This is a genomic window from Pseudomonas sp. EA_65y_Pfl2_P78 (assembly GCF_963970495.1).
Lineage (GTDB): Bacteria > Pseudomonadota > Gammaproteobacteria > Pseudomonadales > Pseudomonadaceae > Aquipseudomonas > Aquipseudomonas baetica_A.
The window spans coordinates 182,370-196,000 of the sequence record NZ_CAXAON010000003.1; the positions used below are offsets into that span (position 1 = coordinate 182,370).

The window sequence follows — 13,631 nt, forward strand, 5'->3', positions numbered from 1 at the left end:
TCTGCTAAATACGGGAAATGATGCTCTGTCGTCATGTTTGATTTCTTCTGCCCATTCAGTGTTGCAGGGCTGGCGAGCGGTGCCTGAAATGCGCTCTCACCGCTCTGAGCCGATATCTCACAATTGCTCATCGGTCTGTAAGGCTCACTTTATCGAGATAGCCAGCAGCACGACAATCAGCAATCCAATATAGACCCACGCATGCACCCGATCCGGAATCCGTCGGATCCACGGCGTGGCCAGTCTAATCCCTATCAACGAGCCAACCGTCAGCACCGCAAACGCCAGCAGGTCTACGTAACCGATAAACCATGGTCCCAGATCCGTCTCGCTGACCCCGGCCAGGGCCATGTAGGTCAGCGTCCCAGCCATTGCCACCGGCACACTCAACGGATTGGCCATGGACGTTGCCTGGGACATGCTCAGTCCGCAGCGACGCAAGAGCGGCACGGTCATGACGCTGCCTCCTACACCGAGGAACGTGGCGATGACGCCGATGCCTACACCGCCGCCGGATATTTCTGTAATGCCGAGTCGGCGGGGGATGACGCCTTCGTTGCGGGTGAGAAAGCCGCGTCTGAGCAGGCAGTCGATGATGGTCACGCCGAGGTAGGCGATGAAGGCATAGCGGATGATTTCGCCACTGACCCACACTGCCGCAATCGCCCCCATAACCGCGCCAACCCCGATAAACCCTCCCAGCGGCCACAGATAATGACGGATCAGGTTGCCGGCGCGGCGGTGTTTGTCGGTGGCGATCAGGGCGTTGACGATCATCACGCAGGTCGAGGTGGCGACGGCGATGTGCATGGCCGATTGGCCGACGGGGTCATCGGCGCCGTGGCTGGCGGAGAGCAGGCGATAGAGCAGCGGCACGACCACGAAGCCGCCGCCGAAGCCGAAGAGCACGGCGGTGATGCCGGTCAGGCAGCCGAATAGGGTCAATAAGAGATAGAGCATGGAGGCGTCGTCCGTTGGTGAGGAGCGGTCGACGATAGAGCGGCAGGTCTTGGCCTGCCTCAGCAAGCCGGCCAATAATGTTTGCGTTTACGCCAATGGTTGAGATCCCTCAATGCGCAATGTTTCGATTAATCTGCTGGATGACACGCCGCGCCCGGTGGTGGCGATCGGTACGGATTATTCCCACGGTCATCTGTTGCCGTTTCATACGCATCGGCGCGCGCAATTGTTGTACGGCGCGACCGGGGTGATGCAGGTCAGCACCCATGACGGTAACTGGGTGGTGCCGCCGCAGCGCGCGGTGTGGATTGCGCCGGGGGTGGCGCACGAGGTGTTGATGCTCGGCGTGAGCACGCGCAGTTTGTACATCGAACCGGGCGCGGTGGACTTGGGTGGCCGCTGTCAGGTGGTCAGTGTGTCGCCACTGATGCGGCATTTGCTGATGGAGGCGGTCGACGTGCCGCTGACCTATGACCTGAGCGGCCGCGACGGCGCGTTGATCGATCTGTTACTGCATGAACTGACGCGCAGTGCGCCATTGCCCTTACACATTCCCTTGCCGACTGAGGGAAAACTGCTCGCGCTGTGTCAGAACTTTCTGCATCAACCGTACGCCCATCAATCACCAAAGGAATGGGCGGACCAGTTACACATAAGCTTGCGTACCTTCAACAGAATGTTTCGGCAACAGACCGGGTTGAGCTTCAGTCAATGGCGACAACAAGCCTGCGTGATACAGGCATTGGCGCGGCTGGCGTCGGGTGAAGCGGTCACGCGGATTGCCCTGGATTTTGGCTACCAGAGCCCGGCAGCGTTCTCGACGATGTTCCGGCGCATTCTCGGTCAGGCACCGTCCGTCTGGTTGGAGGCGGCTAATTGAGGCAAATCAAAAATTGCGTTTGATCCCGGCCAAAAACAACTGTACAAAAACACAGTGTATTTTCAATCAGCACTCTTGAGCCCGGAGCACACCATGGCCTCTCTTGCGATGAACCATATCCTCGAACGCATTGCCCTTTTCCAGTTCACCCCGACTCACTGCGTCCAGGCCCGAGCGATGCTGGGCTGGAGCGTGGAGCAGTTGTCGCTGGAAGCTGAAGTTTCGGTAGCCGACATTCAACGGTTCGAGGCGCAGCAAGAGCTCGCCGATGCGGCGCGCCTGGCGCTGGCGTATCGGTTTGAGGCGCAGGGGTTGGTGTTCTTCCCCGGGTTTGCGCCGGGGCGCAGTGCGAGTTTGGCGGGGATGGCTGTGGAATCGGCGGGGCGTGGGGGTTATGCGATGGCTGATTAAAAGTACACGTTGATTTTTATCCCCATATAGGTATATTCCGCATGAGTGCAAGGAAGCCGCTCTTGTGGGTCTGCAGTAGTAAAAAAGATCTCAAGCAGATGCCCACTGAGGTACAGGACGTTTTTGGTCATGCACTGGATTTAGCCCAAAGTGGCTTGAAGTACCCAGATGCAAAACCCCCGAAAGGTTTCGGAGGTGCGGGTGTCCTAGAGTTGATCGAAGACTACGACACCAACACTTACCGCGCCATTTACACAGTTCGTTTCGGCAGTGCCATTTACGTTTTGCACTGTTTTCAGAAGAAGTCGACAAGCGGAGTTAAAACCGCCCGGTCCGACATCGACCTGATCAGAAATAGACTTCGAGCCGCTCAGGATCATGCGAAAGGATCAGAAAATGATAGAAATTGAAGAAAGCAGCGGGAACGTCTATCAAGATCTGGAGTTGCCCAATGCCAGTGAAATGCAGGTTAAGTCGCAGCTCGCAGCAAAAATCGGCGAGATCATCAAGGCGCGCCATCTCACCCAAATTCAGGCTTCGGAGATTCTGGGGCTTTCACAACCCAAACTTTCAGAGATGCTGCGAGGAAAATTCCGCGGTATCAGTGAAGCGAAAATGATGGAATGCCTTTCACACTTGGGACGAGACGTACAGATCGTAGTGAAATCGGCCCCCCGTTCACGGAAAGAGGGACGTATTGAAGTGGTGTTCGCTTAACACGAACGCCTATCACGCATTCTGGACCATGGCCTCACGCTCCTCCTCAACCCCCAACCACCACGCATTCCCACGCTGCGGCTGAGCGATGTTAAACGCCTCGCCCATTTGCGGGGTGGTGATCGAAATACTGCGTTCCCAGGCCAGTGACAGGATGCGGTCGAACGGTTCATGCCAGGCATGCATCGCCAAATCGAACGTGCCGTTGTGGATGGGAAACAGCCAGCGACCCTTGAGGTCGATGTGCGCTTGCAGGGTTTGTTCCGGCTGCATGTGTACATGTGGCCATTCGACGTTGTAAGCACCGGTTTCCATCAGGGTCAGGTCGAACGGGCCGTACTGTTCGCCGATGCGCTTGAAGCCGTCGAAGTAACCGCTGTCGCCGCTGAAGAAGATCCGCGTGTCGGCGTCGATCATCACCCATGACGCCCACAGCGTGCTGTTGCCGTCGAACAGGCCACGGCCGGAGAAGTGCTGCGACGGCGTAGCGATGAAGCGGATGCCGGCGATTTCGGTGCCTTGCCACCAGTCGAACTGACGAACTTTGTTGGCATCAATGCCCCACTTGATCAGGGTATCGCCGACGCCCAACGGGGTCAGGAACAGGTTGGTTTTGGCGGCCAGCCTGAGTACCGCCTCGTAATCGAGGTGATCGTAGTGGTTGTGGGACAGAATCACCGCTTCAATCGGCGGTAATTCGCTGATGCTGATCGGTGGCTGGTGAAAACGTTTCGGGCCAGCCCATTGCACCGGCGATGCGCGCTCGGCGAAGACCGGGTCAGTGATCCAGAATTTATCCTGCATCTTGAGCAGCAAGGTCGAGTGACCGAGACGATAAATACTTTGGTTTGGTGCGGCCAGCAGGTCTTCACGGGTCAGCGGCTGTACCGGAATGGCAGCGGCGGGACGGGTGTTGTGCGGTTTGTGGAAGATCATGTTCCATATAATCCGCAGCGTTTTACGAAAACCTTCGCGCTGCACCGGCGCATGATTGCGAAACAGCCCCTGATCCTGTCGAGAGGCGTCAGGCGTGGAATTTTTAGCCGGGAGCGAATCTGGATTGGCCATGACTGAATGACTCCAGAAAACCGCGTCATTCGCGGTTTTCCACGGTGGGACGATAAATGGCCAAGCTGCACGCCTAGGCCGAACTGTCTGGTTTTTAGGCTGCGTGGATTAACGCAACATTACACTGATCGGTGTAGTTTCTAGGTTGCATGAAAGCGCATGGCAAGTAAACTGCCAAGTGTAATTTCATCTCCTCCTTGCCGAAGCGTATCTATGACTGCTCCACAGCGCCTCACCGACCGTAAACGCGAAGCCATTATTCAAGCGGCGATTGCCGAATTCCGCGCCAACGGTTTCGAGATCACCAGCATGGACAAGATCGCCGCCACCGCAGGTGTGTCCAAGCGCACGGTGTACAACCATTTCCTCAGCAAAGAAGCGCTTTTCGCCGAAATTTTCAACCAGTTATGGGCACGAATCAGCGACGAGCCGTCGGTCATTTATCGCCCCGATCAGCCGTTGAGCGATCAGTTGCGGCAAATATTGCAGGCCAAGGTGCAGATGATGGCGGACGAGAACTTCCTCACGTTGGCGCGGGTGGCAATTGCCGCGACCGTTCATTCCCCGGAGCGCGCGCAAAACATGGTCGAGCGCATGGGTGAACACGAGGGAAGTCTGACTGTGTGGATTCGTGCCGCGCAGGCCGATGGCCGACTGAAACCGGTTGACCCGGAGTTCGCCACGCACCAGGTGCAGGGGCTGCTCAAAGCCTTTGGCTTCTGGCCACAAATGTCGATGGGCCGCGCTGCTCTCGATGCCGACATGCAGAACACCGTCGCCGAATCGGCACTGGAAATGTTTCTGGCCCGTTATCAACGCTGACTCATCTCTCGTCACCCATCCTGCGCTGTTGAGTGAGCCTGAGTATCGGTTTGACGCGGCCTAAAAACTTGTACAAGGTCGCCCGCAACTGAAAACGGATCCAAAAAAGCGCTAAACGCCTTTAAATTAAAGCTTCACAGCGCCATCAGCGTCGCCTTCACTTGCTTGAAAGCTTGCCACATTGCCCCTTAAAAACTTATACAAGATTGTATAAAAATTACTTTCTTGTACAAGTTTATGAAGTTTTGTATAAGTAGCGAGCTGTCAGTCATGGAATGCTGGCATTGAGCCGCCAACGCCGAATGCCGCCCGCGCATTCGGCCTGCCAGCGCGGGAATAAGGACTGAATCCTTGACCCAACCTATTTCCAGAGTACTGCGAGCATGTTTTTCAATCGCCAGAAGTCCGTCATCGACGATCTCCAGCAAACCCTCACCGAGCAAGCCGGCCTGCTCGATGCGATCAATCGCTCGATGGCGGTGATCGAATTCGACCTTGAGGGCGTGGTGTTGCGTGCCAACGACAACTTTCTCAAGACCATGGGTTACACGCCCGAGCAGGCTATCGGCCAGCCACATCGACGTTTCTGCACGCCGGAGTTCGGCCGCAGTGCTCAGTACACACAGATGTGGTCACAACTGAAGAACGGCCAGTTTCTGTCAGGCACCTTTGAACGGGTCGACAGCAAGGGCGAGCCCATCTGGCTCGAGGCCAGTTACAACCCGATCAAGGATGCTTCGGGACGTGTGGTGAAAGTGGTCAAGTACGCCATGGACGTGACCACCAAAATGCAGCAGGAAAGCGAGACCAACGCCAAGTTGCAGGCCATCGACCGGGCGATGGCGGTCATCGAGTTCAACCTTGACGGCAGTATTCTTACGGCCAATCAGAATTTTCTGACACGCATGGGTTACACACTCGCCGAACTCAAAGGTAAACATCACCGCTTGTTCTGTCCCCCGGAACGGGTCAACAGCAGTGCATACGAGGATTTCTGGCGTCGGTTGAACCAGGGCGAGTTTTTCCACGGACAGTTCGAACGCATTGATAAACGTGGGCAAACGGTATGGCTTGAGGCCAACTACAACCCGGTCTACGACGCGGCCGGGCGCTTGTGCAAAGTGGTGAAGTTTGCCTCGGACGTTACCGCCCGCGTGGTGCAGCACGAACAGGACGCGCGCAGCGCCAGCGCGGCTTATCACATCTCGGTGGAGACTCGAAAAGTCGCCGAGCAAGGCACACAGGTGATCCAGCAGGCCGCCAGCGAAATGCGCGAAATTGCCGAGGACATTGCCCAGTCTTCAACCTTGATTGCGCAACTGGGCGAACGCTCGGAGCAGATCACTGCCATCGTCAACACCATCCGTGCGATTGCCGATCAGACCAACTTGCTGGCGCTCAACGCGGCGATCGAAGCGGCGCGCGCCGGTGAGCAAGGTCGCGGTTTTGCGGTAGTGGCCGACGAGGTGCGACAACTGGCGGCGCGCACCAGCGGTTCGACGGCGGAGATTTCCGGCATGATCACCTTGATCCAGAACGAGACCCGGCAAGCGATCAAAAGTATGGACGGCACCCGAGGTCGCGCGGCGCAAGGCGTTGAACTGGCGAATCAGGCGGGCACGGTGATTTTGCAGATTCGCGACGGCGCCAGTGAAGCGGTGCAGGCGGTCAGCATGTTTGCCAACGAGCACGCGCCAGGCTGATATCTGTGCATCGCTGGTAGACCGAGTCGCGGCCATCGCGGACAAGCCCGCTCCCACAGAGATTGAGTCAACCACACAATTGGTGTACGACGACTTAACCTGTGCGCGCGGGCTGCCAAAACGCAGCGCTATAGTGACTGAACGTCCCAAGCCCTGCCGAGTGCATCATGACCACTGAAAAAGCTGAAACACCTGCCACCGACCACCTGCGCTTCCACCGCCCTCACGCCCACCTCGCCACAACCTTCGGCAACGACAAATTCGCGCTGCGGGCCGAGGCATTTGCGCGGTTCTTCGGCACGCCTCTGTTCCTTGGCGCACAAACATTGATTGTCGCGGTGTGGATCGGCCTCAACGTGTGGGGTGTGACGCAATTCGACGTCTACCCGTTCATCCTGCTGAACCTGGCGTTCAGCTTGCAGGCCGCTTATGCCGCGCCGTTGATCCTGCTGGCGCAAACCCGTCAGGCTGCACGCGACAAGGCGCAAGCCGACGCTGACGCGCAGCACCGTGAAGCCCTGGCGCAAGCCAACACCGAGCGCCAGGCCCAGGCCGCGAAGAACACCGCGCAATTGCTTGAACTGCTGGAACAAAACACCCGCCTCACCGAAATGACCAGAGACCTGAGCGAACGCATCGAAGGTCTGACCAAAGAGTTACACGCGCATGTGTGTCAGAACGCACTACGTTGATCAGGACAGACGCAGGGCTCGCCCGAGCTCATCAAACAGTGTGACCACCGAGCGCAACGCCCGGCAATCCGGGCGGGTCAGCAACCACAGGGCGGTGTCGTAGCCCTGCAACGGCTCGCTCAATGCCTGCAAACCGTCACTGATCAAGAAGTCCGGCAACGCCGCGACACCAAGGCCGGCGCGCACCAGTTCAGTGACGGACAGCATGCTGTTGCAGCGATAGCCCGGGGTCACGCCGGGCAAGTGCTGACGACGCCAGGCGACCGTCGGATGATCGGGCAGAAAGTCATCCGGGGCGATCCAGGTCAGCGCTGTCAGATCCGAAGCATCGACGCTGTCCAAGTAGCGCGCGCTGGCGCAGACCCGGTAGGAAATCTTCGCCAGTTGCCGTCCGACCAGATGTTGCGGCGGTGTGCGCGTCAGGCGCAGGGCAATGTCGGCGTCACGACGGCTAAGGTTGGCGAAATCGTTGGAGGTGCTCAATTCGAGGGTCAGCGCCGGATAGTTGGGCATGAACTGCGCCAGCGCCGGCAGCAGCAAGCCTTGCAACACCGAGTCGGTACACGTCAGGCGCACCGTGCCGCTGATCACTTCGCCCCCCTGCTCCACGCCGATCCGCGCGGCGTCCAGTGCTTGCTCGGCACGTTCGGCCTGCTCGGCCAGCGTCTGTGCAAGCGTCGTCGGTAAATAGCCGGTGCGGCTTTTTTCAAACAATTCGCGGCCAAGGGCAGCCTCCAGACGGCGCACGGCGCGGAACACCGTCGACACGTCAACCTTCAGCAGCTGTGAGGCCCGGGCCAGAGAGCCGCCGCGCACCAAAGCGAGGATCAGGGTTAGATCCGGATAGTCGAGCCGATAGTGCGTCGGTGCATTGATCACTTGGATAAACGCCAATATTGAGTGCGTGAACGCCAATCTATAGTCGGCGCCATCAATCAACAAGCGCAGGGAACCCCCATGGAAAGCCGCGTCATCCGCATTGCCCTGATCGGCGATTACGACCCGCTAGTCACCGCCCATCAAGCCATCCCCGTGGCACTCGGTCTGGTCGCCGAACACCTCGGCCAACCTGTGCAATTGGACTGGTTGGCCACCGAACACATCCACGCCGATACACCACTGGAAGGCTTCGACGGTTTCTGGTGCGTGCCGGCCAGTCCTTACAAAAGTGAAGCTGGCGCACTGCGGGCGATCCGTTTTGCCCGCGAGCAGCAGCGCCCTTTCCTCGGCACTTGCGGCGGTTTTCAGCATGCCGTGCTGGAATTTTCCCGCCATGTGCTGGGCTGGGCCGACGCTGAGCATGGCGAAACCTCACCCGATTCAGAGCGAGCCGTGCTCACGCCTCTGATCTGCTCGCTGATCGACGCCGTGGACAGCATTCATCTGCTGCCCGGTTCGTTGATCGCCCAAGCGTACGAAACGTCGCAGATTCATGAAGGCTATCGCTGCCGCTACGGTGTGAATCCACACTACGCGAGTGACCTTCTCAAACATCAGCTCCAGGCGGTGGGGCATGATTCAGCGGGGGATTTGCGGGCATTCGAACTCAAGGATCATCGTTTTTTTGTCGCAACGTTGTTTCAACCGGAACGTGCGGCTCTCAAGGGCCAGATGCCGCCGTTGGTGCGAGCGTTTGTCGAGGCTTGCAAGGAGCAACGTTGATGAAGCCGACTACAGATTGTTTCGCGGTGATTTTCAATTCAACCCGCACCGAGGGCGACAACGGTTATGCCGAGGCGTCCGAGCGCATGATGGCGTTGGTGGGCGCACAGCCGGGGTTTCTTGGAATTGATTCGATTCGCGGGCCGGATGGTGTCGGGATCACGGTTTCGTACTGGGAGAGTGAGGCGGCGATTTTAGCGTGGCGACAAAATCCTGAGCATCGGGTGATCCAGGAACGAGGGCGCTCGATCTGGTATTCGGCGTTCCATACGCGGGTGTGCAGGGTTGAGCGTGAGTATCGGTTTGGGCAGTAGGTGCTGTGCCGTGCTTTAGGCCGCCTTCGCGAGCAAGCCCGCTCCCGCAGGTGATTGGTGAGCGCCACAGAGCCCGTATGGGAGCGGACTTGCTCGCGAAGAGGCACTCACCGTCACGAAAAACCCTCAGCCCCGCACCAGACTGCGCACCGCCACAATCTCTGGTACTTCGCGCTTGTGCATGTAAACGCGCAACGGCTCGGTGATGTTGAGGCGGTCATCGACATTCTGATCCAGCAACAACTGAATCAACTCGCGTTTAAGCGTCATGGTCTGCGGCGACGCGGGTGCCCAGACGAATTCACTGGCGGGAATAATGCCGTCGTCGGCCACGTCCATGCCGAACGAATCTTCGCTGAAACGCACGATGTACTGACCGGTTTTGCGGTTCAGGCCAACAAAGCCTTTGAGGTCGTCGGCGGCCTGGCAGATGAGTTGGGAGGTGATGTGCATGATAAACCTCACGAAAAATGATCGATGGTTTACACGCAGGGCATTGGACGGCGCGCTCTCTGCCGGAGCGTCTGCCGAGGGCAAGCGTACTGCAAACGGCGCCACAAAAGTGCAGGAAAAATCGCTTTTAATACGTTTATGTCGGTCTGGCGATGGCGGGCAATCGATTCAGTTGTTAAAAGGTACGTCTTTGAAACTGCCCTGCGAAAGGAACTCGAACATGCCCGCCACGTTCACCAAAAGCGCCCTCATGCTAAGCCTGCTGCTCGGACTTGGTCAGGCGCATGCCGCCAGCCAGACTGATCCTGCTGCAGTCGCCGCCGCTCATGGCATTCCACATCCGGCGGTGATTGCCCACCGTGGCGCGTCCTTCGACGCCCCGGAATCCACCGCCGCTTCCTACAAACTGGCCCGTGATCTGGGTGCCGACTACCTGGAAATGGATTTGCAGCGCAGCAAGGACGGCGTGCTGTTCGCCCTGCACGACAACAACCTGCAACGCACCACCGACGTCGCGACCAAATTCCCGGATCGTAAAGACAGTCCGGCCAATGCCTTCACCATGGCCGAGCTGAAAACCCTCGACGCCGGTAGCTGGTACAACAAGGCCTACCCGGATCGCGCACGCTCGTCTTACGCGGGGCTGAAAATTCTGACCCTCGATGAAATCATCAATATTGCCCAGGCCAACCCAGCGCACAAACCTGGTCTGTATATCGAGACCAAAGAGCCGCAACTGTTCCCCGGGATCGAACACGATCTGAAAGAGAAACTGCAGGATCGCGGCTGGTTGAGCCGGGCAGGTTCGAAACTGGCGAAGAGCGAAACGAGCGTCGGTCAGGGTAAAGGCCGGGTGATCTTGCAAACGTTCGAGAAGAACAGCCTCGAACTGCTGCAAAAGGAAATGCCGCAAGTGCCGAAAATCCTGCTGCTGTGGGTGGGCGAAGGCGGCATGGAGCCGAAATCCAAGGTGACTTTTGCCGAGTCTGGCGAGAAGGACAAAAACGCGTTTTACGGTAAACAGGAACCGAAGTCCGATGCCGAGTTCAAGCAGTGGGTCGACTTCGCCAAGGCGCATGGTGCCATCGGTACCGGCCCTTCGGCGAAGCTGACCCATGGCGGCGACCAGAGCTACTCGGATCTGGTGCAGCCTTGGATGAACCAATACACCCACGATCAAGGCTTGCTGGTGCACGTCTACACCGCCGATGAGCCGGTGGACTTCGAGAAGGTCATGGCCGCAGGCGTCGATGGCATCTTCACCAACCGCGCCAGCGAACTGTTGAAGTTCTACAAACGCCCGGCAGCGGCCAGTGTTGATCAGGTGTTGAAGAACAACGGCTTTTGATCGGCCACCGGGGTGTCCGCATCGCGAGCCGGTTCGCTCCCACAAGAGCATTCTGCGGACGATGCGGTGTTTTAAGGGTGAATTAAGTTGCGGTGGTTAACCTGAGGCCACTTCAACAAACAACCCAAGGAATGACCCGATGAAAACGTTGACTGCCCTGTTTGCCGCCGCCGCTCTGACCCTCAGCGCAGGCCTGGCCCAGGCTGATGTGCGTGTCGATCAGATCCCCGAACTGGTCAAATCCGGCAAGATCAAATCGCTGGAAAGCATGAACCAGGAAGCGCTGAAACTGCACCCGGGGGCGACCATCACCGACACCGATCTGGATAACCACTTCAACGGTTATGAGTACGAAGTCGAACTCAAAACTGCCGACGGCAAAGAGTACGACGTGGACTTTGATGCCACCACCGGCAAGGTGCTGAGCAACAAACTGGATAGCTGATACACCTTGCACACCAAGCCGCTCGATCACTGGATCGCGCGGCTTTTTTGTGCCTGACAGCAAAGGTGCTGGCCGACGCCGTGGTGGAGGTGTCTTCACTGACTTCGCTGATCGACGTTTTGCGGGTCGCCGTGGCGGGGTTTGATTGATCGATACAGAACTGAGGCCGACCATGGGAATGCTCCAATGCCGGTTATAGATAACCGGTCATCGATCATGCTCGCCGCCAATTGAGATTGACTGTGTACCGTCTCGGTATCCGATCCGGTACACAGCCAACGAGTCAGGCACTCAGGCGTGCGGTGACTTCGTTCAGTTGCCCGGACAGGCCGTGCAGGTTCTGGCTGGCGCTTTCGGTGCGCTGCACGTTGTCGAGGTTGGTGCTGGCAATCGAAGTGATCTCGGTCAGGTTGCGCGAGATGTCCTCGGCCACCGACGTCTGCTCTTCGGCCGCCGTGGCGATCTGGCGGTTCATGTCGCGGATTGCTTCGACGGCGTGGGTGATGCGCTCCAGCATCGCGCCGGCCTGAGTGACTTGCTCAACGCTTTCGTCGCTGCGCGCCTGGCCGCTGTCAATGGCTTGCGCGGCGTCCACAGCACCGGTCTGCACGTTCTGGATGATCTGGTTAATCTCGATGATCGACTCCGCCGTGCGCTGCGCCAGGTTGCGCACTTCGTCAGCCACTACGGCAAAACCGCGCCCTGCCTCACCGGCCCGCGCCGCTTCGATTGCCGCGTTCAGCGCCAGCAGGTTGGTTTGCTCGGCGATGCCCCGAATCACTTCCAGCACTTTGCCGATACGGCCGCTGTCGGCTTCGAGACGACGGATCACCGTGGCGGTGTTGGTGATTTCGCTGCGCATCTGGGTGATGGAGTGGATGGTGCTCTGCATGACCTTTTCACCCTGTTGGGCAGACTGGTCGGCATCGTCGGCAGCACGCGCAGCGTCAGCCGCGTGACGCGCGACTTCCTGGGCGGTGGCGGACATTTCGTTCATTGCCGTGGCCACCTGATCGGTGCGGTTGAACTGCTCGTTGGTGCCGCCGGCCATGGTGGTGGCGATGGCGTTCAATTCGCCGCTGGCGCTGTCCAGATCGCTGGCGCTGCGTTGCAGGCGAGTGAAGGTTTCAGCAAGGAAATCACGCAGGGTGTTGGCGGCGGCCGCGAGGTTGCCCAACTCGTCCTGACGGTCGCTGACCACACGCTCGGCCAGTTTGCCGCGACTCAACTGGGTCACGTAATCAATCAGCTTGCGGATCGGCTCAACCAGGTTGCGGTTGACCAGCCACAGGCTCAACACACCGATCAACAGGCCCGACGCGAGCATCACCAACAGCCCAAGCCAGACGGTGCGATCGGCTTCGGCGCTGATCGATACCGATTGCTCGGTGCCCTGTTTGCGCAACTCGGCCACCAGTTCGCTCATTTGCTCGCTGGCGGCGCGGTCGACACCTTTGACGGCGTTGTCGCCGGCAACCGGATCGCCACCGGCGGCCACATAGGCATCGCGGCCCTTCTGATAAGCGGCACCGAGTTGGCGATGCTCGTCACGCAGACGTTCGATACGGGTTTTCAAACCGGGATCGATACTCTTCTGGCTGGCCAGTTCGCCGAGGATGTTCTGTACATCGCGCTGACGATCTTCGAACTGCCCCCAGTACTTGCTCAGATCCGCCGGTTGCTTGCCGCGCAGCAGGACGTTTTTCCATTCCTGCACCTGCACTTTGAATTGCAGGTTGGCTTCGTCGATCAGTTGCGAGGTGTGCAACGGACCGGCGATCAATCGGCTGTAGCTCTGCACGCCGTTGGACAGGAAATGAAAGCAGGCCAGTGCGATCAACAGCATCGCTAGCAGGCTGCCGCTCAGCAGGGCGAGAATTTGCGCTCTCAGGGATTTTTGCAGCATTGCAGGTACTCATGGCAGGGATGAGGCACGCCTGTTTCAGGCGTGAAAAAGTGGCCGGACTTCCCTGTCGGCGAACCGTGGCGTGGCCAACGGTGCGCAACCTAACGTACCCGTGATCGGCGCGCCAAAGCCGTTCTTGAGAGGTTCCCGACCGCCGGTAGCGCTTTGATTTGACGTCACTTTTTTGTCACGCAAACGTCATGTGACATTGCGATGATGCCCCTCAGGTGAACCTGTAACCCCTGCGCCA

16 protein-coding genes are annotated in these 13,631 nt (G+C 58.5%); 11 read left to right on the plus strand and 5 right to left on the minus strand.

The genetic code is table 11. The features are described from left to right. Positions 1–144 precede the first annotated feature (144 nt). Positions 145–960, minus strand: a complete 816-nt coding sequence (locus AACY02_RS04370; protein WP_339430899.1) for a sulfite exporter TauE/SafE family protein — start codon at positions 958–960, stop codon at positions 145–147. Positions 961–1,072: 112 nt separating this feature from the next. Between AACY02_RS04370 and AACY02_RS04375 the strand changes: the two genes are divergently transcribed. From AACY02_RS04375 to AACY02_RS04390, 4 genes are all read left to right on the plus strand, one after another. Further along, the gene (locus AACY02_RS04375; RefSeq protein WP_339430900.1) at positions 1,073–1,840 is read left to right on the plus strand and encodes an AraC family transcriptional regulator; all 768 of its coding nucleotides are present in this window, start codon (positions 1,073–1,075) and stop codon (positions 1,838–1,840) included. Positions 1,841–1,933: 93 nt separating this feature from the next. Next, positions 1,934–2,251: an XRE family transcriptional regulator gene (locus AACY02_RS04380; protein WP_339430901.1), complete on the plus strand. Its 318-nt coding sequence runs from the start codon at positions 1,934–1,936 to the stop codon at positions 2,249–2,251. Positions 2,252–2,292: 41 nt separating this feature from the next. Continuing rightward, complete coding sequence (locus tag AACY02_RS04385; RefSeq protein WP_339430902.1) at positions 2,293–2,661, plus strand: type II toxin-antitoxin system RelE/ParE family toxin; 369 nt, start codon at positions 2,293–2,295, stop codon at positions 2,659–2,661. Continuing rightward, positions 2,648–2,968 carry a helix-turn-helix domain-containing protein gene (locus tag AACY02_RS04390; protein ID WP_339430903.1) on the plus strand — a complete coding sequence of 107 codons (321 nt, stop codon included), beginning with the start codon at positions 2,648–2,650 and terminating at the stop codon, positions 2,966–2,968. The genes AACY02_RS04385 and AACY02_RS04390 overlap by 14 nt, the downstream gene beginning before the upstream one ends. Positions 2,969–2,980: 12 nt before the next feature. Here AACY02_RS04390 and AACY02_RS04395 read toward each other — a convergent pair whose 3' ends face one another. Then, positions 2,981–4,036, minus strand: a complete 1,056-nt coding sequence (locus AACY02_RS04395) for an MBL fold metallo-hydrolase (RefSeq protein WP_339430904.1) — start codon at positions 4,034–4,036, stop codon at positions 2,981–2,983. Positions 4,037–4,249: 213 nt separating this feature from the next. On the opposite strand from AACY02_RS04395, the gene AACY02_RS04400 reads away from it, so the two are divergent. The 3 genes from AACY02_RS04400 (at position 4,250) to AACY02_RS04410 (ending at position 7,253) form a co-directional block, all read left to right on the plus strand. Then, on the plus strand, positions 4,250–4,858 hold the full coding sequence (locus tag AACY02_RS04400; protein WP_339430905.1) for a TetR/AcrR family transcriptional regulator: 609 nt from the start codon (positions 4,250–4,252) through the stop codon (positions 4,856–4,858). A gap of 383 nt (positions 4,859–5,241) precedes the next feature. Further along, the gene (locus AACY02_RS04405; RefSeq protein WP_339430906.1) at positions 5,242–6,561 is read left to right on the plus strand and encodes a methyl-accepting chemotaxis protein; all 1,320 of its coding nucleotides are present in this window, start codon (positions 5,242–5,244) and stop codon (positions 6,559–6,561) included. Positions 6,562–6,728: 167 nt separating this feature from the next. After that, positions 6,729–7,253 (plus strand): DUF1003 domain-containing protein, encoded by a 525-nt coding sequence (locus AACY02_RS04410; RefSeq protein ID WP_339430907.1) that lies wholly within the window; start codon positions 6,729–6,731, stop codon positions 7,251–7,253. On the opposite strand, the gene AACY02_RS04415 is transcribed toward AACY02_RS04410, so the two are convergent. Continuing rightward, positions 7,254–8,195, minus strand: a complete 942-nt coding sequence (locus tag AACY02_RS04415; protein WP_339430908.1) for a LysR family transcriptional regulator — start codon at positions 8,193–8,195, stop codon at positions 7,254–7,256. A 15-nt stretch (positions 8,196–8,210) separates the two neighbouring features. On the opposite strand from AACY02_RS04415, the gene AACY02_RS04420 reads away from it, so the two are divergent. Further along, positions 8,211–8,915 carry a CTP synthase C-terminal region-related (seleno)protein gene (locus tag AACY02_RS04420; protein ID WP_339430909.1) on the plus strand — a complete coding sequence of 235 codons (705 nt, stop codon included), beginning with the start codon at positions 8,211–8,213 and terminating at the stop codon, positions 8,913–8,915. Further along, on the plus strand, positions 8,915–9,229 hold the full coding sequence (locus AACY02_RS04425; protein ID WP_339430910.1) for an antibiotic biosynthesis monooxygenase family protein: 315 nt from the start codon (positions 8,915–8,917) through the stop codon (positions 9,227–9,229). The genes AACY02_RS04420 and AACY02_RS04425 overlap by 1 nt, the downstream gene beginning before the upstream one ends. Positions 9,230–9,355: 126 nt before the next feature. On the opposite strand, the gene AACY02_RS04430 is transcribed toward AACY02_RS04425, so the two are convergent. Beyond that, positions 9,356–9,682 carry a DUF2025 family protein gene (locus AACY02_RS04430; RefSeq protein WP_339430911.1) on the minus strand — a complete coding sequence of 109 codons (327 nt, stop codon included), beginning with the start codon at positions 9,680–9,682 and terminating at the stop codon, positions 9,356–9,358. A 220-nt stretch (positions 9,683–9,902) separates the two neighbouring features. Between AACY02_RS04430 and AACY02_RS04435 the strand changes: the two genes are divergently transcribed. Beyond that, complete coding sequence (locus tag AACY02_RS04435) at positions 9,903–11,030, plus strand: glycerophosphodiester phosphodiesterase (RefSeq protein WP_339430912.1); 1,128 nt, start codon at positions 9,903–9,905, stop codon at positions 11,028–11,030. A gap of 139 nt (positions 11,031–11,169) precedes the next feature. Continuing rightward, positions 11,170–11,475, plus strand: a complete 306-nt coding sequence (locus tag AACY02_RS04440) for a PepSY domain-containing protein (protein WP_339430913.1) — start codon at positions 11,170–11,172, stop codon at positions 11,473–11,475. Between the two features lie 283 nt (positions 11,476–11,758). Here AACY02_RS04440 and AACY02_RS04445 read toward each other — a convergent pair whose 3' ends face one another. Then, complete coding sequence (locus AACY02_RS04445; RefSeq protein WP_339430914.1) at positions 11,759–13,381, minus strand: methyl-accepting chemotaxis protein; 1,623 nt, start codon at positions 13,379–13,381, stop codon at positions 11,759–11,761. Positions 13,382–13,631: the final 250 nt, after the last annotated feature.